We start from the raw sequence: 23,160 nt of genomic DNA, 5'->3' as shown, positions 1-23,160 counted from the left end.
AACTTCCTTACGGGCAGGCAAAAGAGAACCCACCATGCTGTCAGCGCGCCTCCAGACACTGCCTGAATTCACCCACCAGCACACCCATGACCACCATCAGGCAGTGATCGGCCTTTACGGGCGGGCGGAAGGGAACGTTGCCGGTCGGGAAGGCCGCCTGGATACCTGGCGAGCCTGCCTGGTGCCGGCCAGGATACCCCACGAATTTTCTGGCGGTCCTGAAAACCAGGTGCTGGTGATCAATGTGGATGCCTGGCACCCCCAGCCCGGGGAGGCGCATTGCCGGGACTTTGCTGCCATCAGGCGACTGTTCAGCAAGACCGTGGTAGTCGGGCTTGATGCCCATCTGCAACAGCTGGTACAGGTCTCGGCCACCGAGATACGACGGCCCGGTGCTGAACAGGGTATCCGCAACCATCTTGCCACGGCCATTTTGCTGGCGTTATCCGACCGGCTTGCCCGGGGAGCGGAGACCGTACCTCTGCGGCGGCCGGGGCTTGATCCGGAAAAGTTGCGGCAGTTTGTTCTCGAGAACCTCAATGAACGGATTACCGTCGAAGACCTGGCCGCCCAGGCCTGCCTGAGTCAGAGCCGGTTTCACGAGTTGTTCCGTAAGACCATGGCCACCAGTCCCTACCGGTTTTTGCTCAACACCCGTCTTGACCAGGCCTGTCAGATGCTCCGCACCACGTCGCTCCCGGTGGCGGATATCAGCGCCCGAACCGGGTTTTCCAGCCAGTCCGCTCTCACCACCGCCTTGCGTAAACACCGTGGCCTTACGCCGACCCAGCTTCGTAGTCACGCCTGAAACTGCCTGATTCCGTGAAACATCGTAGGAATTTGTAAAGTCTCAGAAGGAATTCGGAAGTGTCCCTGTCGGTGTAAGGTTAAATTAAACGATTATTAATCCGCAGCAGGTTTTCTGTTCGGTTGTGGCGCGCGATCAAGGGAAATGCGTGCTTCCAACAAGGTGCAAGTGGAATTTTTCGTTGAGCATCTAAACTGAACAGTACTGATTAATCCTGTCGGGGGCGCAATTATGGCCCTCCGCTGCGGATCAGGAGGAAGAAGGCAAAAGGAATTGGCCACGAAGTGATAAAAAATAACAGGTATTGCCCGCTTGTCCGTCGTGCGGCTCGCGGTTTGCCTGACGGTCGCTATTACCGGCCGTATCAACAAACTGGAGGAATTACATGGCTACGGGTGTATGGATTAGTCTGTTTGTCTACTTCGGGCTGATGATTGTCATCGGGCTCTATGCGATGCGCACGTCGACATCGTCCTCGGAGGACTACATGTTGGGCGGTCGGGCGCTGAGTCCGAAAGTGGCAGCGCTGTCTGCCGGTGCGTCGGATATGAGCGGCTGGTTGCTGCTGGGGCTGCCAGGGGCTTTGTTCGTATCGGGGCTGGCGTCTGCCTGGATCGGCATCGGCCTGTTCGTGGGGGCGTTTATCAACTGGGTTATCGTCGCTCCACGTTTGCGGGAGCAGACGGTCCATTATGGTAATGCCATCACCATTCCCGCCTTCCTGGCCAACCGGTTTCCGACCCAGGCGCTCTCACTGCGAACGGTTTCGGCGATCGTTATCGTAATTTTCTTCGCCGTCTATACGGCATCCGGCCTGGTGGCCGGTGGCAAGCTGTTCGAAAGTGCGTTCTCTGAAATCATCAACGTACCCGGCATGAGTGACTATGCAGTCGGCATCCTGATCACCCTCGGTGTTGTCCTGGCTTACACGGTTGTTGGTGGTTTCCTGGCAGTGAGCATGACTGACTTCGTACAGGGCTGCATCATGATGCTGGCACTGGTCATCATGCCCGCCGTCGTGCTCTTTGGCGAAGGTGGTGGCGGCTATGCCCAGGCATCCCAGACCCTGAACGAAGTGGATCCGACACTGCTGTCCTGGACCGAGGGGCTGACCATTATCGGCTGGCTCTCTGCGGTAACCTGGGGGCTGGGCTATTTCGGCCAGCCACATATCATCGTGCGTTTCATGGCCATCCGTACCCTCAAGGATGTGCCCATTGCTCGCAACATTGGTATGACCTGGATGGGGATCTCGCTGATTGGCGCTATCTCACTGGGCATCTTTGGTCGGGCCTATGCCGTACGTAACGGCCTGGATGTCGCCGACCCGGAAACCATCTTCATTATCCTGTCAGACCTGCTGTTCCATCCGCTGATTACCGGTTTCCTGTATGCAGCGTTGCTGGCTGCGGTCATGAGTACCATTTCCAGTCAGCTGCTGGTGTCTTCCTCATCACTGACTGAGGACTTCTATCGCCTGTTCCTTCGCAAGGAAGCAACAGACCGGGAGTGTGTGAACGTAGGTCGCGCCTGCGTAGTGGCTGTAGGCCTGGTGGCAGCACTGATTGCGTCTGACCCGGAATCCCAGGTTCTGGCGCTGGTGAGTAACGCCTGGGCCGGGTTCGGTGCGGCCTTCGGCCCGCTGATCATCCTGTCCCTGATGTGGCCACGTACTAACGGTGCGGGCGCCATTGCAGGCCTGGTGGTTGGGGCGGCAACGGTGATGATCTGGATCTCCCTGGGCTGGAACGGCTCGTTCATGGGCGGCCCCGGCGTCTATGAAATCATCCCCGGCTTTATTGCCGCCTGGGTTGCCATTATGGTGGTCAGCCTGGCGACTTCCGACGCAGGTGAGTACCAGCATATCGAGCGGTAACACACCGGTGTCACGAACCAGTGATTGACAGGGCTCCTTCGGGAGCCCTTTTTTTACAGGTGCTTACGGAGCCCGGCCGGCGCACCTCCAGGTGAGCCAGCCAGCCTCCAGCCATAAAAAAACGCCAGCCCGAAGGCTGGCGTTTTCGATAGTCAGGGGCCCGATAACACCGGGCCCTGAAATCAGGCTACCTGAGCGGACTTCGCCTTCTCGGAATACTCTTCCATCTGGTCGAAGTTCATGTAGCGGTAGATTTCCGCCGACATGCTGTTCAGGTCCTTGGCGTACTCCATGTACTCTGCCGGTGTCGGCAGTTTGCCCAGTACCGCGCCCACAGCCGCCAGTTCCGCAGAGGTCAGGTACACATTGGCACCATCGCCCAGGCGGTTCGGGAAGTTACGGGTCGAGGTGGACAGAACCGTGGACTTGGCAGCCACACGTGCCTGGTTACCCATGCACAGGGAGCAACCCGGCATCTCGGTGCGAACACCGGCGGTGCCGTAGGTGTTGAAGTAGCCTTCGTCCATCAGCTGCTGCTGATCCATCTTGGTGGGAGGAGACATCCACAGACGTGTTTTCAGAGGCTCTTTGTTCTGCTCCAGCAGCTTGCCGGCTGCACGGAAGTGGCCAATGTTGGTCATGCAGGAGCCGATGAACACCTCGTCCACCTTGTCGCCTGCGACTTCAGACAGGAACTTGGCATCGTCCGGGTCGTTGGGACAGCAGACGATGGGCTCCTTGATGTCGGCCAGGTCGATTTCCACCACGTGGGCGTACTCTGCGTCCTTGTCGGCGCGCATCAGCTTCGGATCCTTCAGCCATTCTTCCATCTGCTGGGCGCGACGCTCCAGGGTGCGCGGGTCGCCGTAACCTTCGGCAATCATCCAGCGCAGCATGGTGATGTTGGAGCGCAGGTACTCAGCCACGGACTCTTCAGACAGGTTGATGGTACAACCGGCTGCAGAGCGCTCGGCGGAGGCGTCAGACAGCTCGAACGCCTGCTCAACAGTCAGGTGCTCCAGGCCTTCGATCTCGAGGATGCGACCGGAGAATTCGTTGATCTTGCCCTTCTTCTCGACGGTCAGCAGGCCTTCCTTGATGCCGTACAGCGGAATGGCATGGACCAGGTCACGCAGGGTGATACCCGGCTGCATTTCGCCCTTGAAGCGAACCAGCACAGACTCAGGCATATCCAGCGGCATAACGCCGGTGGCCGCAGCAAATGCTACCAGGCCGGAACCGGCCGGGAAGGAGATGCCCATCGGGAAGCGGGTATGTGAGTCACCGCCGGTACCAACGGTGTCCGGCAGCAGCATACGGTTCAGCCAGGAGTGGATGATACCGTCACCCGGACGCAGGGACACACCGCCACGGGTACGGATAAAGTCCGGCAGGGTGTGCTGCATTTCCACGTCAACCGGCTTCGGATAGGCAGCGGTGTGACAGAAGGACTGCATGACCAGGTCGGCCTGGAAGCCCAGACACGCCAGGTCTTTCAGCTCGTCCCGGGTCATCGGGCCGGTAGTGTCCTGGGAACCCACGGTGGTCATGTGAGGCTCGCAGTAGGTGCCCGGGCGAACGCCCTGGCCTTCTTCCAGGCCGCAGGCCTTGCCAACCATCTTCTGGCCCAGGGTGAAGCCCTTGGTGCCGGCTTCCGGGTCCTTCGGCAGGCGGAAGATATCGGTGGCGCCCATGCCCAGTGCCGCCCGGGCCTTGGTGGTCAGGCCACGGCCAATGATCAGCGGGATACGGCCACCAGCCTGCACCTCGTCCAGGATTACGTCAGACTTGAACTTGAACTCGGAGATGGTCTCGCCAGCCTCGTTCAGGATCTTGCCTTCATAGGGACGGATCTCGATCACGTCGCCCATGTTCATGTCGTCTACGGGTGCTTCGAAAACCAGGGCGCCTGCGTCTTCCATGGTGTTGAAGAAGATCGGGGCAACCTTGTTACCGATGCATACGCCACCGGCACGCTTGTTGGGAACGCCCGGGACATCTTCACCGAAGAACCACAGTACAGAGTTGGTGGCGGACTTACGGGAAGAACCGGTACCTACCACGTCGCCGACAAAGGCAACCGGCAGGCCCTTGGACTTGATTTCATCGATCTGGCCCATCGGGCCAGTGACGCCAGGCTCTTCCGGCTTCAGGCCATCACGCTCCATTTTATAGGCGGCGCGTGCGTGCAGCGGAATGTCCGGGCGGGACCAGGCATCCGGAGCCGGGGACAGGTCGTCAGTGTTAGTCTCACCGGTTACCTTGAACACTACCATTTTGGTGCTCTCGGGAACCTTCTTCTTGCTGGTGAACCACTCGGCGTTGGCCCAGGATTCGACCACCTCTTTGGCGACGGCATTGCCGGCGTCCATCTTTTCCTTCACGTCGTTGAAGGCGTCGAACATCAGCAGGGTTTTCTTGAGCTTCTCGCCGGCCAGCTTGGCCAGCTCATCATTGTCCAGAAGCTCAACCAGGGTAGCGATGTTGTAGCCGCCCTGCATCATGCCCAGCAGCTCAACCGCTTTTTCCTTGTTCAGCAGCGGGCTGGTAGCCTCGCCCTTGGCGATGGCAGACAGGAAACCGGCCTTCACGTAGGCGGCTTCGTCAACGCCCGGCGGAATGCGATTTTCCAGCAGGTAAACCAGGAACTCTTCCTCACCCTTGGGCGGGTTTTTCAGCAGTTCCACCAGCTCGGCGGTCTGCTCGGCGTTCAAAGGCTTGGGGGGAATGCCCAGAGCTTCGCGCTCTGCAACGTGTTCACGATATGCTTCTAACACGATATAGACCCTCATCAGTTGGGGAAACCCGCGCGGGCCCGTGAGCTGGCGGGCGTTGTTGTGTGGAAAAGGCCACGAATCGGCGCTGCATTCTATAGGAATCAGGGGGTAAAGTTAAGCTGGCCTATGGTCGGAGACTGAACATATCCTGATGTATACTCCCCGCGCCAATCGAACCTTCAGCCGGATTCCGTTATGTCTGATACCAGCGCCGCCCTTGCCGAAATTCACGATTTCCTGCCCTGCCGCACCCCTCAACTGTGGATCGACAATGCCCTGGCGAACCAGGACCTGATGCTGATTGACCATGCCCATTGCGAGAAGAAGGCTGCGTCGACGGCATTGAGTCTGATGTACCGTTACGTGGACAACGCCGATTTGCTGAACAAGATGTCCCGGTTGGCCAGAGAGGAGTTGCGGCACTTTGAGCAGGTGCTGGCGATCATGAAGAAGCGGGGGGTCGAGTACGGTCATTTGTCGCCGGCCCGCTATGCCGCGGGGCTGCGGTCGCTGGTTCGTAGCGAGGATCCTGGCCGGCTGGTGGATGTGTTGATTGTTGGTGCAATTATCGAGGCGCGTTCCTGCGAGCGGTTTGCGGCGCTGGCGCCGTTTCTGGACGACAAGCTGGCGGATTTCTATAACAGCCTGCTGAAGTCCGAGGCCCGGCATTACCAGGATTATCTGAAGCTGGCGGAGCAGGCGAATGGTGGGCCGGTGGAAGATCGAGTGGCGGAGTTTCTCGCCATCGAGAAGGAGTTAATTGAGGCTCCTGATGATGCGTTCCGTTTTCATAGCGGCCCAGTAAATACTTGAGGCCAGGGTTCTACGGGCGGTATCGCTGTAGTTGCAGCGAGTCGGGTTGGGAACGCTTTTCCGGACCCTGGAGCGCCAGGGACGGCGCGACGGAGCCCTACAGGGATGTATTCACGGGGCGTGTCCGGAAAAGCGTTACCGGCCCGGGTCGCCCGGCAGCACATTAACAGGCTGGTTACTGTACCTCAACGAAGCGGGCAAAGGCTGAGCCTTGCCTCCCATGTAAACTTGTTTCTTGAACACGGTCTGCGGAACCTGTGCAAGGGGAGCCGGTCCGGAGAGGTCTGTCCGGAAACGCCTCGCAAGTACATCCTTGTAGGGCTCCGTCGCGCCATCCATGGCGCTCCAGGTTCCAGACAGACCTCTCCGGCCCGTCTCCCTTAATCCTGGGAGTTACCGCCAGTTTGGTGGAGGTTCGTTTGGAAGGTACGGTTATTGGTGACTATCCGAGATTTCTACAAAGCTCCATCCACCGATCAATACCGGCACTTTTGTACTTCTGCTTGTGCAGGATGAAGTAGAACTGCCGGTCAAAGCGGCGGTGGGCTGCGGCTTGCAACGGCACCAGTGAACCTCGCCGGAAGGCATCCTCAAGGCAGACCTTCGACAGACATCCGATACCCAGATTGGCCTCGACGGCCCGCTTGATGGCCTCGGTGTGCTCCAGTTCCAGCAGGATGTTCAGTTTCGGTAACAGCCCATGCATACCCCGCTCGAACGTCTGGCGGGTGCCGGATCCGGGCTCCCGGGCGATCCAGGTTGCGGAAACCAGGTCTTCGTCGGTCAGGCCTCGCTTTTCGGCCAGGGGATGATCCGGGGAACAGAAGATCACCAGCTCATCATTGCGCCAGGGGATGACCTCCAGTTCCGGAGCCTGGAGCTCCCCCTCGATTAATCCGATGTCCAGTTCAAAGTCTGAAACCCGCCGGGCGATGGTGCTGGTGTTGGCCACTTCCAGCGAAACCCGTGGCTGTGTAGGGGAATTCATGTATTGGGCCATGACCCCAACGGCCAGATAGTTACCTATGGTTAGGGTGGCGCCGACCTTGAGTGCGCCAACCTCCGTGTGTTGGCTGAACGCCTGTTCCAGCTCACCCGCTTGGGCGAGCAGACTCTCGACCTTGGGTCGGTAAAGGCGGCCCAGCTCGTTGAGTTGCAGGCGCTTGCCAACACGGTCAAAGAGCTTGATATCAAACTGGTTTTCCAGCTCTTTCAGGGCGCTGCTGGCGGCAGACTGGGACATGGCCAGAGATTCGGCCGCACGGGTGATGTTCTGGAAGTGGGCAGCGGCCAGGAAGACCTCGAGTTGGCGGAAGGTGTACTTCATAATCGGTTTTCCCGAATAACGTTATGAAAATATCCCATTTCATCGATAGGTTACACGTCGGTTACCATGCACACAATGCAGTTAACCTTTCCATAAGGCATTCAGATATTCAGGTGGATTGACGACCATGAGCAAGATGAACGTAGAGACGGTGACCAGCGTAAGGCATTGGAACGATACCCTGTTCAGCTTTACGACCAGCCGTGACCCCGGGTTCCGGTTCAAGAACGGTCATTTCACCATGATCGGGCTGGAGACCGACGGCAAGCCCCTGATGCGGGCCTACAGCATTGCCAGTGCGAACTATGAGGAAGAGCTGGAGTTTTTCTCCATCAAGGTGCCGGATGGCCCGCTGACCTCCCGTTTGCAGAAAATCCAGGTGGGCGACGAGATCCTGGTCAGCCGCAAGCCGACCGGTACCCTGATTCTTGACAACTTGCTGCCCGGGAAAAACCTGTGGCTGATCAGCACCGGCACCGGTCTGGCGCCGTTCATGAGCATCATCAAGGATCCGGAAGTTTACGAAGCCTTCGACAAGGTGATCCTGACCCATGGCGTTCGCTATATTTCCGAGCTGGCGTACCAGGACGAAATTGAAGGGCTGCCGAAGAATGAATACTTCGGTGAAATGGTGGACGGCAAGTTGTTGTACTATCCGACCGTCACTCGCGAGCCGTTCCGTAACGAAGGCCGTCTCACCGACGCCATGAAAAACGGCAAACTGACCAGCGACCTGGGCCTGCCGGAGTTTGACCTGGAGAATGACCGTTTCATGGTCTGCGGCAGCCCCAGCATGCTGAAGGATACCTGCCGTATCCTGGATGACATGGGCTTTCGTGAAGCCCGCGCCGGTGACCTGGGTCATTACGTCATTGAGCGTGCGTTTGTAGAGCAGTAGGTGTTCCAGGCCCCTCGCCTTGTACCCCGGCCCCAGGCCGGGTTTTTTATGTCTGAAAGGGTGAACCTGTAAAATAATTACACTCTTGTTGCCGGAGGAGGTATTGGTTAGTTTCTGCAAATGTTACGGGGGAACACACCATGCTACCAGGCAGTTGGAACCTGCCGGGCGCCAGACAGGAGGCCAGGATGCCAGGGAATATACCGTACGACGGTCACCTGATGATCATTGGGGCCATGAAATGCGGTACCTCATCCCTTTATGATTATCTGTCCGGCCACCCACAAATCTGTCCCGCCGTGACCAAGGAACCGGAATATTTTTCGTCCCTGCAGCGTCACGGGACGGGTGTCGGTGACTACGACGAGCTGTGGAACTTTGACGCAGGCGTCCATCGCTACGCCATGGAGGCCTCGACCGGTTATACCAAGTACCCGCGGGAAACCGGGGTTCCCCAGCGTATCCATGGTTACGGAATCCGGCCGAAGTTTCTCTACATTGTTCGTAATCCACTGGAGCGCATCGTCTCCCACTACAACTACATGCTCCGGGATATGGCATTCAACGACCGGATTGTGGATGATCATCTGATCAATACCTCCAGTTACCACTTGCAACTCACCCAGTTCCGGCGGTTTTTCCCGGAGCGGGATTTTCTGGTGCTGGACTTCGACGACCTGAAAGTCTCCCCGGATCAGGTCGTGGCAAGGGTCTGTCGTTTCCTTGGTATCGATGACCGTTACCGGCCGTCGTCGTTTGAAGTGGTCAACCAAACCCGGGTTCAGAGCACACTGGAACGTTGGGTCAAACGTTCGCCCCTGGGCCGGGTGACCCAGGGCATGCCGGCTGCGGTGAGACGTTCCGGGCAGCGGATACTGGCTTCGGTATCCCCCCGGCGCCCCCGCTTGCTGGCTCCGTCCGAGCAGGCCTATATCATGGCTCAGCTCGCGCCGGACATGCAGCGGTTCTACCAGGCCTACGGATTTGATATACGCCGCTGGGGATTCGAGCTGCCAGTCACGCCGACATCGGGTCCGGGTAGCCCTGCACTTGAGCGTTACCGTGCGGAACCCGGCGCTCATTGACGCAGTGCCACAGAGAGTATGGATCTATCCAATGAGACGTTATTGCGCCTTCAGGCGCACCGTAGTCCGGGTATTGTTGGTTGGGGCGCTGTTAATGGCTACCACGGGTTGTGCCGTGGGCAAGCGGCTATCTGGTTTAAATGAACAGCCACAGCTGGACCTGTCAGAAAAACAACTGGCCTGGATAGGCCAACAGGTCTACCGCAACGAGTGTTCCTCCCGCCGGCCCTGCCTGGTGCACTGGAACCAGGGCGAAGCCTTTCCTTCCCTCGGTATTGGTCATTTTATCTGGTACCCCGAAGGCGTGGACGGCCGTTTTGTGGAAAGCTTTCCGGCCCTGTTGAGTTTTCTGGAAGGGCAGGGAGTGGAACTGCCCGCATGGTTAAAAGCGCAAATCCTGCGCGGGGCGCCGTGGCCGGACCGGCAGGCTTTCCTGCGGGCCGAAGGCCGGGATGAGCGGATTGAAGCGCTGCGGCGTTTGCTGGAGCGTGAGCAGGCAGGGCAGACTGCGTTCCTGTTGCAGCGGGCGCGAGCTGGCCTCGAACAGATTGCATCCGCCTCGGGTGACCCGGCTGCTACTCGTCGCAAGATCCACCTGCTGACGCAAACGCCGGGTGGCGCCTATGCTTTGATTGACTATGTCAACTTCAAGGGCGAGGGGTTGGCCGAGTCGGAACGGTATGACGGTGTTGGCTGGGGCCTTCTGCAGGTGCTGGAGGCCATGGAATCCCCGGGGGCTCGGGAGGCATTGCCAGCGTTCCGTCAGGCGGCAGCCGCAGTGCTGACGGCCAGGGCTCAGCGGGCAGTAAACCCAATAGAAAGGGAGCGGTGGCTGCCGGGCTGGCTGAACCGGGTGGACACCTATCGGGAGCCGGCGGAAACCCTTTGAGATCTCTGCCCAAAATTACACCCGGCGAACGGGGCTATCTCAGCCAGTTCCGCAATTTCAGCGCCAGGCGCTCCCCATCGGTAAGCTCTTTCCGGGCTGACAGCAGCCGGGCCAGAACATCCGGCCGGTCGGTGATGATGTTGTCGACACCCATGTCGATCATGCGGGACATCTCTGCCGGCTGATTGACGGTCCATACGTGCAGTTCATAGCCCAGCTGCCGGGCCCTTGCGACAGCGGCGGCACTGGCCTGGTTATAGCGCAGGCCGAGGATGTCGAACTGCCCGTTATCCAGTGGACCAATTACAAACTGGGCCAGCAGGGCCGTGCGCAGGGCGGGTTCCAGGGCCCTGGTTTCGTTCAGGACGTGCCGCTGTGCCGCAGCTATGATGGTGCCCTCCACCGCGTTTTCCCGTTGCAGGAGCTCAACCACCCTTCGGGCCAGGTCGCGGCTGTTATGGTCTGGTTTCAGGTCCAGGAACAGTCTTGCCCGGCCCCGGGTGATATTGATCAGCTCTTCCAGGGTGAGAATGGGTTCCCCCGCGAAATCCGGAGAGAACCAGCTGCCGGCATCCAGCTCACGGATGTCGTCCCAGAGAAGCGACGAGATCCGTTCTGGCCGTCCCAGGAGGCGCGCAAGGTTCGCATCGTGCCATAACACGAGCTTGCCGTCCCGGGTCATCCGCACATCCACCTCCAGGTAGTCTGCACCATCTTTGATGGCTCGGTGGATGGCGCTTGCGGAGTTCTCGGGGGCAACAAAGGCATTGCCCCGGTGGGCAGTGATCGTGACCTGTTCTGCTGTACCGAAGGCGTTGACTACCAGGCCCGCCTGGACCAGTACGGTAACGATCAGCACGCTCTCAACCAGCCAGGCCCGTGCGCCGGTGTGGGCCGGCGGCGGAACCGCGTGATGCTTCCGGGAGTGGCCGCTGGTGGCAAGGTAGACTCGGTAGATCAGCACACTGTAACCGGCAGAGAGTGCAAAGGTCACGGCAACCATGAGCAGCAGGTAAAGCGCAATGTACGCGGTTATGGCAGGCAGTAACGCCCGGGGGCTGGCGGGCATGAGTGCCAGGTAAGGTGTCCCCAGTAACTGGAACAGCCAGGTGAACAGTATCGGCAGGGCGAATAACAGCACTGCGCCAACCGCCAGCGGTGTGATCAGCGCCCTTTTACTGCCGTGGACTCGCCTGCTGCTGGCGGCCAGTGCACCGATGACTGTTGTTCGTTCCAGGGTGACGATGGGTTCGGCCAGGCTCCAGCGCAGGAACAGCCAGCCATTGCAGATGGCCATTCCCGCGACGGCGACTCCGGCAATGGCGAGGAACCACCAGAGTTCCGATGGTCGTGTCAGGCGAATGAAATAGACTTCGTAGGAAGACAGCAATCCCCACCAGGCCAGGGCAATGAGCAACAGGAAGGGCAGGGCGATGCCTATATGGCCCAGCACCTGGAGTACTGTTAGCCAGAGCAGTTTTCCCGATCGCAGGGCTGTTTGCCAGAGTGCGGCCAGGGTGAGCCGATACTCGCCAGTACGCTCCACTGAGGAGGCGATAACGGTCATCCCGGCCTGTTCCAGGGTCAGGGTGGCCATGAGGCCGGTCAGGGTCGCCGCCATCCAGATAATCCCGCCCGGAGACAGCAGGAAAGTGGCTATGCCGCCAGTGCTGATTGCACCTTCTCCGGTCACAGGCTCCAGCGCCGCCAGCAGGGCACCGACAGCTGGGCCCAGGAGGGCCAGCGTCAGGCCGGTAAAAAACAGATGGTAAAGCAGCAGGCTGCGACGGTGCCGTCGCAGAATACCAAGCGAATCAACAAATAGTCGCATTACTCACTGCTGACAGAAGGGCCTGTGGGCATTCTGGCGGATTCGCCGAACAGCCGCAGCCGTTGTGCCAGGGTCAGAAAGGGTTCGCTGTCGGTTGGTGACAGGGTACCGAACAGGCGCCCGGGTTCAAAGGTCCATGTCTCGCAGCGTAACAGGCTCTCGGTGCAGGCCAGCAGTTCGCCGCTCTCCCGCAGAAAGAATTTCATGCCGGTGTAGGTGTCTGCCAACAGCAGATCCCGGGGGTTTGAGGTTTCCCCGCTCAGCAGGCTGCGCCCTGTCATCGCGATCATCGGCTTACTGGTACCGGTGGCATCCAGAATGGTCAGCGGGATATCCAGCTGGGCGACAATGCGATCGCGATCCGCATACTCGTCCAGTGCCTCGGGCCGGGGCGGCTTGACCGCCAGTACACCGGTGTTGCCGTTGAGGGGAAAGGACTCCTGGTCCTGTCGGACAAAGCCGCCTGACTCGTCAGAGGTGAGTATCACCAGGGTATTGTCCAGGACACCAGCCTGGTCCATTTCATCGAGGAAGGCAATCAGGCTCTGCTCCATGACCTGCATGGCATTACGCCGCGCCTGTAACGGCTCGGTGGGCAAGGGGGGCTCGCCTTGTTCACTGCTGGCCTGTTTGCCGCCGGTATCGAACGGGTGATGGGTGCCCACGTTGAGCAGGGTAACCATCCATCGGGGGGCTTCCTGGTCCAGTGCCCGCAGGCGCTTCGCCACATTGGCAAAGTAGATCGGGTCGGGCGGCCCCCAGCCCTCCGGTGTTTCACCGTCTCGCTCGAAGGCTTCCGAACCGGTAACCCGTATAAATCCGGCGCGCGGCATGAAGCGGTCCTTGCTCATGTAGCTGAGCGGGGCAGCCTGCCAGTACGCGGTGGTGTAACCATGTGAACGCAACAACTCCGGCATGCACAGGGGGAAGGCCTCGCCGTTGGCGACGTCTCTCATCTTTGTCGACAGACGCTGAAAGTCCGGGTACTGGCCACAGAGGATGGCAAATGTGCCCCGGTCTGTCTGGCGCTCCATGCTGAGGGTGTTGCGGTACAGCCGGAAGCCGGTCTCGGCAAGCTTGTTTTCCAGTTCCGGCAGTGAAACCACGGGTGTCAGTTCATGGTACTCGCTGACAGACGGAAAATAGCCTGCGGAAAGGCCTTCCACCATGATCAACAGGACATTGGGGGGCTCCGGTACATCCGGGCTTGCGACGTCTGCTTCGAAGAACTCACGTTCAGCTTGTGATCGCTCCGGAGCGGTGGTGTCGGCGACTTCCTCTCCCACCAGGGCACCTGCGGGCGCCATCAATGCCATGGGTATTTGTGCCAGGAAACTGGCCACCAGGTTATTCCGGGAGGTGGTCAGGCTATGGGAGGCGGCGAGGTAAAGACCCGTGGTTACGACGACCAGCAGGGTCGCAAAGGTAATACGGCGCGGCGGGATAGGAACCAGCCATCGATAGATGCGTACGAGCAGCCAGGCCAGGCCCAGATAAAGGGGGAGCATCAGCAGCTGGCTGTTGAAAACCGATGATGCCAGGAAGACCGGGTCAGCCCCCTTGCTGATCATGGAAAGCCTGGGGTAGGTGCCGTGGGCTGCGAGGTGCATGGCGGAGGCCGTCATCAGGCAGCCCAGCGCCACAACCAAAGCCGTTCTCAGCCAAAAGGAGCGCGCCAGGATCAGCAGTCCTGCAACCGTGACAGCGCCTGCGGCATCGCTAAGGAGCAGCCAGCCTGTTTCCGGCCATACACCACTTTGCAGGAACAGGCACAGCCGAACCACCAGCAGCCAGAAAAAGGCCAACACCACGGTAAGCCCGAGCCGCTGGTCCTGGAGCGCTCTGTAAACCGACATGGGGAGCTCCTGTCGCAGGCACCGGAACCTGCTTAAAGCGGCCGCTTGTGAAGGGCGGGTTCCTGGTCACCGGTGACATCAAGCCACCAGGCATGGGTGTCCCAGTCTCCCAGCACGATACGCCACGCTGGTTGGCCGCTGGCTGTCAGCGGGTGGATCGCCGGCCGATGAGTGTGGCCGTGAATCAGTCGTTGCACCCGATGATGCTCCATTTCCCGGACCACTTCTTCCGGCGTTACGTCCATGATGGTTTCAGCCTTACCCTGATTCTTGGCCATGCTGATTTCCCGCAGCTGGCGGGCAACCATCTGCCGGTCTGCCAGCGGGCGTTGCAGGAACATCTGCTGCCATTGCTCATTACGCATGTTGGCACGGAACTTCTGGTATTCGACGTCAGCCGTGCACAGGCTGTCACCATGCATCAGCAGGGTCGGCGTGCCGTGCAGATCTACCACCGTGGGGTCCGGCAGGAGTTCTGCACCACAACGATTGCAGAAATCCTCGCCGATCAGGAAATCCCGGTTGCCGTGCATCAGGTACAGGGCGGTGCCGCTGTCGCTGACTTCCCGCAGGGCGTCTGCCACCCGGTTTTGCAGCGGGGTCTGCTCGTCGTCGCCGATCCAGGCCTCGAAAAAGTCGCCAAGGATGTACAGGGCTTCGATGCCCATGGCCTTGTCCTTCAGAAAGGCGAGAAAGGCGTCGGTGATATCCGGGCGTGACTCTTCAAGGTGCAGGTCGGAAATGAAGCGAATGGTCACGCTTCGCCCCCATCCTCCAGCACCTCGGCTTTTACGATCACGACGTTCTCTGACGGGACATCATCGTGAAAGCCCTGGCTTTCGGTGCGCACGGCACGGATGCGGTTCACCGTGTCCATGCCTTCCACCACCCGGCCGAAGACACAATATCCCCAGCCCTCGGCGGTCTTGGCGGTATGATCAAGGAAGCCGTTGTTTTCCACATTGATGAAAAACTGGGCGGTGGCCGAATGGGGATCCATGGTGCGAGCCATGGCTACGGTACCCTGCATGTTGCTCAGGCCATTATCGGCCTCGTTCTGGATCGGGTCGCGGGTCTTGCGGGGCTGCATGCCTGGCTCGAAACCGCCGCCCTGAATCATGAAGTTGCTGATTACACGGTGAAAAATAAGCCCGTCATAGAAGCCGTCACGAACGTACTGTTCAAAGTTCTTCGCGGTTTCGGGGGCCTTGTCGTAGTCCAGTTCCAGCTTGATATCACCGTGTGTGGTTTGCAGCAGAATCATTGAAGCTTCCTGTATTGAGGGATCGGTCATCGATATAACGTTTATTGTACGCAAGACTTGGCCGCCATGCATGAGTCCGACCGCCTTTTATGCGTATAATAGGCCGTTTAAGATCCACCTCTTTCATTCCGAGACCCTATGAGCGCCGAGTCGAAGAAAGCCCACAATTTTATCCAAAGCCTGATCGAAGACGCCATTGCCAAAGGTGACCACACCGGCAAGGTGGTGACCCGTTTTCCGCCGGAGCCCAACGGCTACCTGCACATCGGTCATGCAAAGTCTATCTGCCTGAATTTTGGTATTGCCGAGACCTTCGGTGGCGAGTGCAACCTGCGCTTTGACGATACCAACCCGGAGAAGGAAGAGCAGGAGTACATCGATGCCATCAAGCGGGATGTGAAGTGGTTGGGGTATGACTGGGCCGATGACGTCCATTTTGCATCCGACTATTTCGATACCATCCATGATTTCGCGGTGGAATTGATCGAGAAGGGCAAGGCTTATGTCTGCTCCCTGTCTGCCGAGGAGATGACCGAATACCGCGGTACCCTTAAAGAGCCGGGCCGCAACAGCCCCTACCGGGATCGCCCGGTGGAAGAGAATCTGCAGTTGTTCCGTGATATGCGGGACGGCAAGTTCGGCAACGGTGAGCTGGTGCTGCGGGCGAAGATCGACATGGCATCGCCCAATATCAACCTGCGGGACCCGATCCTCTATCGTATCCGCTATGCTGAGCACCACCAGACCGGTAACAAGTGGTGCATTTACCCGATGTACGACTTCACCCACCCGATTTCTGATGCCATGGAGGGTATTACCCACTCCCTGTGCACCCTGGAGTTCGAGGATCACCGCCCACTGTACGACTGGGTGATCGACAATATCTCGGCGCCCTGCAAGCCCCGGCAGATCGAGTTTGCGCGACTGAACCTGAATTACACGGTCACCAGTAAGCGCAAACTCAAGCGGCTGGTGGACGAAGGCTACGTGGACAGCTGGGATGATCCTCGCATGCCGACTATCTCCGGCATGCGCCGCAGGGGCTATACGCCTGAGTCCATTCGCGCGTTCTGTGACATGATCGGCGTCAACAAGGCCGGCGGCACGGTTGATGTGGGCATGCTGGAACACGCCATCCGTGAGGACCTGAACACCCGTGCGCCCCGTGCCATGTGCGTCATGCGCCCGCTGAAGGTGGTGCTCACCAACTATCCTGAAGACAGCTCTGAAACCCTGGAATTGCCGGTGCACCCCCAGAACCCGGATATGGGCACCCGTGAAGTGTCCTGGACCCGGGAGCTGTATATCGATCGGGAAGATTTCGTGGAGGAGCCTCCCCGCAAGTGGAAGCGGCTGGCGCCGGACCAGGCGGTGCGGTTGCGTGGCGGTTACGTGATGACCTGTCGTGAGATTGTTCGGGATGATAGCGGCGACATTGTCGAACTGCGCTGCGAATACGATCCGAATACTCTCGGCGTTAACCCGGAAGGCTACAAGCCCAACGGTGTGATTCACTGGGTGTCCGCAACGGACTCGGTTGAGGCGGACATCAATGTCTATGATCGCCTGTTCAACCATGAGAGCCCGGACAGCGACAAGGAAGGCGACTTCGTTGACCATATCAATCCGGAATCCCTGGTTCGCCTGGAAAAGGTCCGCGCCGAGAAGAGCCTGGGGCAGCCCCGTGCCGACCTGCCTTACCAGTTTGAGCGGGAGGGATACTTTTTCTTCGACGAAGAGGCCTCCGAGTCCGGTCGACTGGTCTTCAACCGGACAGTAACTCTGCGGGATTCGTGGGGGAAGGGTAAGGCGTAAACCCCGCCGGATTCCTTCACCCGGTGTCCGAATGGCTTACGCTGAAGCCTTTTATTCTCGCGATTTGTCAAACCTATGCACAAAGCGAATGCCTTAACCGTGATCAGAATCTACAACACCCTCACCCAGCAAAAAGAAGAGTTCCAGCCTATCCAGCCGGGCAAGGTGCGCATGTACGTCTGTGGTATGACGGTCTACGACTACTGTCACCTGGGGCATGCCCGGGTGCTGGTGGCCTTCGACGTGATTACCCGTTACCTGCGCCACCGGGGCTACGACGTCCACTACGTGCGCAACATTACCGATATTGACGACAAGATCCTGCGTCGGGCCGACGAGAACGGTGAGCCGTTTGACGCCCTCACGGACCGCATGATCCAGGCCATGCATGAGGACGAGCAGAAACTGGGTGTGCTGGCCCCTACGGAAGAGCCCCGGGCGACCGATTATATTGATGAGATTATCGCCATGATCCGCGTGCTGATTGCCAAAGACCACGCCTACGCGGCGGATAACGGCGACGTTTACTTTTCGGTTAACAGCTTTGACGGTTACGGCAAGCTCAGCAAGAAGAAACTGGAAGACCTGCTGGCCGGTGCCCGGGTGGATGTGGAACAGGCCAAGAAAAGCCCGGCGGACTTCGCGCTTTGGAAAGCGGCCAAGCCTGGTGAGGTCAGCTGGCCGTCGCCCTGGGGGGATGGCCGGCCGGGCTGGCACATCGAGTGTTCCGCCATGTCCACCCGTTGCCTTGGGGACACCTTCGACATTCACGGTGGCGGCCCGGACCTGTTGTTCCCGCACCACGAAAATGAGATTGCCCAGTCCGAGTGTGCCACCGGCCATCATTTCGTGAACACCTGGATGCACGCCGGAGCGATCCGGGTGAACAAGGAGAAGATGTCCAAGTCCCTGGGCAACTTCTTCACCATTCGCGAGATTCTCGACAAGTATCCGCCCGAAGTGGTGCGCTACTTCCTGGTGTCCAGCCATTACCGCAGCCAGGTGGACTACTCCGAGGATAACCTGGCGGAAGCCGGGCGTACCCTCGAGCGGCTATACCATGCGCTGCGGGGTGTGGTGCCGGCCAAGAATGTGCCGGAAGGGGAGTTCGACCGCCAGTTCCACGAGGCCATGGACGACGACTTCAACACTGCGGGGTCCATCAGCGTACTGCACGGCGCGGCGAGCGAGCTGAACCAGGCCCGCCGCGATGGTCATGATGACCGGGCGGCTGAGCTGGCTGCCGTGCTGGTTCGTCTGGGCGCAGTGCTCGGGATCCTCCAGCAGGACCCGGAAGCCTTCTTCAAGGCTGGAGTGGAGGGTGATCTCTCTGCTGAACAGATTGAGGCCATGATCCAGGCCCGGGCGGATGCGCGCAAGGCAAAGAACTTCGCCGAAGCCGACCGCATCCGTGATGAACTCCAGGAAAAGGGCATCATACTGGATGACAGCCGTGAGGGTACCAGCTGGCGCCGTGGGTAAAATCGAACGGCGGTATGAAATGACCGGGGAGATGGCGTAAACTATCGCGCCCCGAGGTATGAGTGAGAGGCAATACGTGGAAATCGTAACCACCTTGCTTCTCAGGGAATACAGACAACATTGAGGCAGACAACGATGACTGAACGCGTGCAAGTCGGCGGCCTGCAGGTCGCTAAGAACCTGTTCGATTTCGTGAACAACGAAGCGATCCCGGGAACCGGCGTCGACGCTGACAAATTCTGGGCGGAATTTGACAGAATCGTCCACGAACTGGCGCCCCGTAACAAGGAGCTGCTTGCCAAGCGTGACGATATCCAGGAAAAAATGGACGGCTGGTACCGCAATCACAAAGGTCAGCCATTCAGCATGGACGAGTACAAGTCCTACCTGAAGGAAATCGGCTACCTGGTGGATGAGCCGGGCGAGTTCAGGATCTCCACTTCTAACGTGGATCCGGAAATTGCCACCATGGCCGGCCCGCAGCTGGTTGTGCCGGTAATGAACGGCCGTTTCGCCCTGAACGCCGCCAACGCCCGCTGGGGCAGCCTGTACGATGCCCTTTATGGCACCGATGCGATCTCAGAGGAAGGTGGCGCCCAGAAAGGGCCTGGTTACAACCCGGTGCGTGGTGCCAAGGTCATCGAGTTCGCCCGCAACCTGCTGGATGAGTCTGCGCCACTGGCTTCCGGCAGCCACAAGGATGCCGCGAAGTATCAGGTTGAGGGTGGCAAACTGGTGGTCAAGCTGCAAAACGGTGACACCACTGGCCTGAAAGACGAGTCCGGCTTTGTGGGTTACACCGGTTCTGAGAGCGAACCCACCGGCATCCTGCTGGTGAAAAATGGTATGCATTTCGAAATCCAGATCGATGCCAGTCATCCCATCGGCCAGGATGACGGCGCCCACGTCAAGGACGTGCTGATGGAGTCTGCCCTGACCACGATCATGGACTGCGAAGACTCGGTTGCCGCCGTCGATGCCGACGACAAGGCCCTGGCTTACCGCAACTGGCTGGGTCTGATGAAGGCTGACCTGGAAGAGAGCTTCCAGAAGGGCGGTGAGATGATGACCCGGCGCATGCACGCTGATCGCACCTACACCGCAGCGGACGGTAGTGAGCTGAGCCTCAAGGGGCGCAGCCTGATGTTCGTGCGCAACGTTGGTCACCTGATGACCAATCCGGCCATCCTGCTCAAGGACGGCAGTGAAGTGCCGGAAGGGCTGATGGACGGCCTGATCACTTCCCTGATCGCGATCCACGACCTGAAGGGTAACGGTCAGTATCAGAACAGCACCACCGGCTCGGTCTACATCGTGAAGCCGAAGATGCACGGCCCGGAAGAAGTGGCGTTCACCAACGAGTTCTTTGGCAAGGTGGAGGACGCCCTGGGGCTGCCGCGCTTCACCCTGAAAGTGGGCATCATGGACGAAGAGCGCCGTACCACGGTGAACCTGAAGTCGTGTATCCATGCCGCCAAAGAGCGTGCCGTGTTCATCAACACCGGCTTCCTGGATCGCACTGGTGATGAGATTCACACCTCCATGGAAATGGGGCCGTTTATCCGCAAGGGGCAGATGAAGCAGGCAGCGTGGATCCAGGCCTACGAGCAGTGGAACGTGGACATTGGCCTGGAAACCGGTTTCCGGGGCGTCGCCCAGATCGGCAAGGGCATGTGGGCCATGCCGGACCTGATGGCAGGCATGCTGGAAGCCAAGATCGGCCATCCGAAGGCTGGCGCCAACACGGCCTGGGTTCCGTCTCCGACCGCTGCTACGCTGCACGCGATCCATTACCACCAGGTGAGTGTGGCAGACGTGCAGAAGCAGCTTGAGAGCCGTCAGCGCGCGGCCCTGGAAGACATCCTTACAGTTCCGGTGATGGACGATCCCAAGTCCCTGTCCGAGGGCGAGATCCAGGAAGAACTGGACAATAACGCCCAGGGTATTCTTGGCTACGTGGTTCGCTGGATCGACCAGGGCGTGGGTTGCTCCAAGGTGCCGGATATCAACGACATTGGGCTGATGGAAGATCGCGCCACCCTGCGTATTTCGTCCCAGCTGCTATGCAACTGGCTGCACCACGGTATCTGCAGCGAAGAGCAGATTGTCAGCACCATGAAGCGCATGGCAGCGGTGGTTGATCGCCAGAACGAGGGTGATCCGGCCTACCGCAATATGGCACCGAGCTTTGATGACAGCGTGGCCTTCCAGGCTGCCCTGGACCTGGTTCTGAAAGGCCGTGAGCAGCCGAACGGCTATACCGAGCCGCTTTTGCACGCGTACCGCCTGAAGGCCAAGGAGAAGTTCGGGCAGTAATTGTCTGGGCTGATCCAAAAACCCCGCTCGGTTCTGCTGTGCGGGGTTTTTTATTGGATTCGCCCTTCGACAGGCTCAGGGCGAACGGTCGTTATGGCGGGGCTCAGGGCGAACGGTCTTTATGACGGGGCTCAGGGCAAACGGTCCTTATGGCGGGGCTCAGGGCGAACGGTCCTTATGGCGGGGCTCAGGGCGAACGGTCCTTGTGGCAGGGCTCAGGGCCTCTTTATCCCGTTCGCCCTGAGCCTGTCGAAGGGCGTTGCCAGATCCGTCTTATCAGCCGTCGTGCAGCACGTTCGCCGCATAAAGCGTGTTCTGCAGCAGTGTGGCAATGGTCATTGGGCCAACACCACCCGGCACCGGAGTGATATACGCCGCGCGTTCGCAAGCGGCCTCGAATTCCACGTCCCCGCGCAGCTTGCCGTCTTCCATCCGGTTAATGCCTACATCGATGACGGTGGCGCCGGGTTTGATCCATTCGCCCTTGATCAAACCGGGTTTGCCGGCCGCAGCGATAAGGATGTCTGCCTCACCGACAAACTTCTCAAGGTCCCTGGTAAAGCGGTGGGCAACGGTGGTCGTCGCACCCTTGAGCAGGAGTTCCATGGACATGGGGCGGCCAACGATGTTGGAAGCGCCCACGATAACGGCGTGCTGGCCCTTGTAGGGAGTGTTGATGGTGTCCAGCAGGGTAATGATGCCCCGGGGGGTGCAGGGGCGCAGGGCAGGCTGACGCTGGACCAGGCGGCCGATGTTATAGGGGTGGAAGCCGTCCACGTCCTTGTCCGGGCGGATGCGTACCAGGATGGGGTCGTCGTCCAGGTGGTCAGGGAGGGGTAGCTGCACCAGGATGCCGTCCACCTCCGGGTTTTCGTTCAGCTCGTCTATCAGCGCTTCCAGGGCCTCCTGGGAGGTGTCAGCGGGGAGATCGTAGGACAGGGAGTGAATGCCGGCGGCTTCACAGGCCTTGCGTTTATTACCGACATAGACCTGCGACGCAGGGTCGCTTCCGACCAGTACGACGGCGAGGCCGGGTGCGCGCAGGCCTTTCTGGCGCCGGGCTTCAACACCGGCAGCGACTTGCTGGCGGATACCCGCGGCGATCTCTTTTCCGTTTATGAGTTCTGCGGTCATGGGAATATCTGTCAGGTGAAAATGAAGGCGGCCATTCTCGCATGGAACCGTTCCTGCGCCAATTGCTGGCGCAACCCCGGGGCTTGTGTTCCGGCAGTTTCCGGAGAAAAATGGTGATGTGCTGGTTGACGCCCCCCCGGATCCGCCGGTATTATGCGCGCCAACTTTGCTGAGGCATATGTTGTTCAGGTTACGGGGTATAGCGCAGTCTGGTAGCGCGCCTGCTTTGGGAGCAGGATGTCGGGAGTTCGAATCTCTCTACCCCGACCAACCCACACTGGATATTCAGGTGGGCAAGCGGTCAAGCGCCCGTAGCTCAGCTGGATAGAGCATCCGCCTTCTAAGCGGATGGTCGCAGGTTCGAGTCCTGCCGGGCGCGCCAACAGCCGTTCAGGTAGACTCGGGCACAGGGGCTTCGCAAGGTTGCTGTCAGTCGGTACCATCCGGCAGCAGTGTTTGAAATGATTATGGTGGACGTAGCTCAGTTGGTAGAGCTCAGGATTGTGACTCCTGCGGTCGAGGGTTCGAACCCCTTCGTCCACCCCATTTCCCTCTTTCTGATCTGTTCTCCCTATTTCCCGTGCTCGGCTCAAAGTCCCTTACAGGCCGGGAAAGATGTTGCAGGATGCGGCCACAACGTTTGCGAGAGTGGCGGAACTGGTAGACGCGCTGGATTTAGGTTCCAGTGGGGCAACCCGTGAGAGTTCGAGTCTCTCCTCTCGCACCACCTCTAATTCAACGACTTACGTAAGTTTTCAGAAAAGGACATTTTGAGTTTTATCAGAATGTGTCTTAAATGTGCCTGAATGGGTCACGACATTTTGTTTTCTACCGCTAGTCTAGAGTCAGTCGAAGGTATTCGCTCTGGCCCGGGAAAGCCTCTAGGGATGCCTTAGAGGCTTTTTTGTTTTAGGGGTGGCAGGGGTTGGGCTCAGCATTGAAGGGCTGGTCTAGTGGCTCTCAGGTGTCATGATGAGGCGTAAGCCTCC

Annotated in this window: 16 protein-coding genes and 4 tRNA genes; 13 read left to right on the top strand and 7 right to left on the bottom strand. The window is 59.2% G+C overall.

Features of this window, described 5'->3' with window-relative positions; genetic code table 11:
* The first annotated feature begins 34 nt into the window (after positions 1 to 34).
* Complete coding sequence (locus BM036_RS01800) at positions 35 to 808, top strand: helix-turn-helix transcriptional regulator (RefSeq protein WP_091848501.1); 774 nt, start codon at positions 35 to 37, stop codon at positions 806 to 808.
* Between the two features lie 385 nt (positions 809 to 1,193).
* Positions 1,194 to 2,684 (top strand): sodium/proline symporter PutP, encoded by a 1,491-nt coding sequence (gene putP, locus BM036_RS01795; RefSeq protein WP_091848500.1) that lies wholly within the window; start codon positions 1,194 to 1,196, stop codon positions 2,682 to 2,684.
* A gap of 182 nt (positions 2,685 to 2,866) precedes the next feature.
* Here putP and BM036_RS01790 read toward each other — a convergent pair whose 3' ends face one another.
* Positions 2,867 to 5,461, bottom strand: a complete 2,595-nt coding sequence (locus BM036_RS01790) for a bifunctional aconitate hydratase 2/2-methylisocitrate dehydratase (RefSeq protein ID WP_091848683.1) — start codon at positions 5,459 to 5,461, stop codon at positions 2,867 to 2,869.
* Between the two features lie 195 nt (positions 5,462 to 5,656).
* On the opposite strand from BM036_RS01790, the gene BM036_RS01785 reads away from it, so the two are divergent.
* Complete coding sequence (locus BM036_RS01785) at positions 5,657 to 6,274, top strand: MiaE family protein (protein WP_091848499.1); 618 nt, start codon at positions 5,657 to 5,659, stop codon at positions 6,272 to 6,274.
* A 442-nt stretch (positions 6,275 to 6,716) separates the two neighbouring features.
* Here BM036_RS01785 and BM036_RS01775 read toward each other — a convergent pair whose 3' ends face one another.
* Positions 6,717 to 7,601 carry a LysR family transcriptional regulator gene (locus BM036_RS01775; RefSeq protein ID WP_091848497.1) on the bottom strand — a complete coding sequence of 295 codons (885 nt, stop codon included), beginning with the start codon at positions 7,599 to 7,601 and terminating at the stop codon, positions 6,717 to 6,719.
* Positions 7,602 to 7,728: 127 nt separating this feature from the next.
* Here BM036_RS01775 and BM036_RS01770 point away from each other — a divergent pair, with 127 nt between their 5' ends.
* The 3 genes from BM036_RS01770 to BM036_RS01760 all read left to right on the top strand — a co-directional run bounded on the left by BM036_RS01770 (position 7,729) and on the right by BM036_RS01760 (position 10,473).
* Entirely contained in the window at positions 7,729 to 8,499 is a 771-nt protein-coding gene (locus BM036_RS01770) for a ferredoxin--NADP reductase (protein ID WP_091848496.1), read from the top strand.
* Positions 8,500 to 8,687: 188 nt separating this feature from the next.
* Positions 8,688 to 9,584: a sulfotransferase domain-containing protein gene (locus BM036_RS01765; RefSeq protein WP_177185962.1), complete on the top strand. Its 897-nt coding sequence runs from the start codon at positions 8,688 to 8,690 to the stop codon at positions 9,582 to 9,584.
* A gap of 31 nt (positions 9,585 to 9,615) precedes the next feature.
* Positions 9,616 to 10,473, top strand: coding sequence for a hypothetical protein (locus tag BM036_RS01760; protein WP_091848494.1), 858 nt, complete (start codon positions 9,616 to 9,618; stop codon positions 10,471 to 10,473).
* A 34-nt stretch (positions 10,474 to 10,507) separates the two neighbouring features.
* Here the strand turns inward: BM036_RS01760 and BM036_RS01755 are convergent, their stop codons facing one another.
* Genes BM036_RS01755 through BM036_RS01740 form a run of 4 tightly spaced genes read right to left on the bottom strand, consistent with a single transcriptional unit; the run spans position 10,508 to position 15,424 of the window.
* Entirely contained in the window at positions 10,508 to 12,304 is a 1,797-nt protein-coding gene (locus BM036_RS01755; RefSeq protein WP_091848493.1) for a glycerophosphodiester phosphodiesterase, read from the bottom strand.
* The gene (locus BM036_RS01750) at positions 12,304 to 14,160 is read right to left on the bottom strand and encodes an LTA synthase family protein (RefSeq protein ID WP_091848492.1); all 1,857 of its coding nucleotides are present in this window, start codon (positions 14,158 to 14,160) and stop codon (positions 12,304 to 12,306) included. Before BM036_RS01750 ends, BM036_RS01755 begins: the two co-directional genes overlap by 1 nt.
* A 32-nt stretch (positions 14,161 to 14,192) precedes the next feature.
* Positions 14,193 to 14,918, bottom strand: a complete 726-nt coding sequence (gene lpxH, locus BM036_RS01745; RefSeq protein WP_091848491.1) for a UDP-2,3-diacylglucosamine diphosphatase — start codon at positions 14,916 to 14,918, stop codon at positions 14,193 to 14,195.
* Positions 14,915 to 15,424 (bottom strand): peptidylprolyl isomerase, encoded by a 510-nt coding sequence (locus BM036_RS01740; RefSeq protein ID WP_091848490.1) that lies wholly within the window; start codon positions 15,422 to 15,424, stop codon positions 14,915 to 14,917. The genes lpxH and BM036_RS01740 overlap by 4 nt, the downstream gene beginning before the upstream one ends.
* Positions 15,425 to 15,562: 138 nt before the next feature.
* Here BM036_RS01740 and BM036_RS01735 point away from each other — a divergent pair, with 138 nt between their 5' ends.
* The 3 genes from BM036_RS01735 to BM036_RS01725 all read left to right on the top strand — a co-directional run bounded on the left by BM036_RS01735 (position 15,563) and on the right by BM036_RS01725 (position 21,037).
* Positions 15,563 to 17,239 carry a glutamine--tRNA ligase/YqeY domain fusion protein gene (locus BM036_RS01735; RefSeq protein ID WP_091848489.1) on the top strand — a complete coding sequence of 559 codons (1,677 nt, stop codon included), beginning with the start codon at positions 15,563 to 15,565 and terminating at the stop codon, positions 17,237 to 17,239.
* A 75-nt stretch (positions 17,240 to 17,314) separates the two neighbouring features.
* Positions 17,315 to 18,721 carry a cysteine--tRNA ligase gene (gene cysS / locus BM036_RS01730; RefSeq protein WP_245742399.1) on the top strand — a complete coding sequence of 469 codons (1,407 nt, stop codon included), beginning with the start codon at positions 17,315 to 17,317 and terminating at the stop codon, positions 18,719 to 18,721.
* 135 nt (positions 18,722 to 18,856) lie between these two features.
* The gene (locus BM036_RS01725; protein ID WP_091848488.1) at positions 18,857 to 21,037 is read left to right on the top strand and encodes a malate synthase G; all 2,181 of its coding nucleotides are present in this window, start codon (positions 18,857 to 18,859) and stop codon (positions 21,035 to 21,037) included.
* Positions 21,038 to 21,313: 276 nt separating this feature from the next.
* On the opposite strand, the gene folD is transcribed toward BM036_RS01725, so the two are convergent.
* Positions 21,314 to 22,171, bottom strand: coding sequence for a bifunctional methylenetetrahydrofolate dehydrogenase/methenyltetrahydrofolate cyclohydrolase FolD (folD, locus tag BM036_RS01720; protein WP_091848487.1), 858 nt, complete (start codon positions 22,169 to 22,171; stop codon positions 21,314 to 21,316).
* Between the two features lie 193 nt (positions 22,172 to 22,364).
* Here folD and BM036_RS01715 point away from each other — a divergent pair.
* The 4 genes from BM036_RS01715 (at position 22,365) to BM036_RS01700 (ending at position 22,898) form a co-directional block, all read left to right on the top strand.
* Positions 22,365 to 22,441 (top strand) — tRNA-Pro (locus BM036_RS01715).
* A gap of 35 nt (positions 22,442 to 22,476) precedes the next feature.
* Positions 22,477 to 22,553 (top strand) — tRNA-Arg (locus tag BM036_RS01710).
* Positions 22,554 to 22,641: 88 nt separating this feature from the next.
* A tRNA-His gene (locus tag BM036_RS01705) sits at positions 22,642 to 22,717 on the top strand.
* 96 nt (positions 22,718 to 22,813) lie between these two features.
* Positions 22,814 to 22,898, top strand: a tRNA-Leu gene (locus BM036_RS01700).
* Positions 22,899 to 23,160: the final 262 nt, after the last annotated feature.

Origin of the sequence: Marinobacter segnicrescens, assembly GCF_900111555.1 — a bacterium.
Taxonomy (GTDB): Bacteria; Pseudomonadota; Gammaproteobacteria; order Pseudomonadales; family Oleiphilaceae; genus Marinobacter; species Marinobacter segnicrescens.
This window is presented reverse-complemented; position numbering and strand designations above follow the sequence as displayed.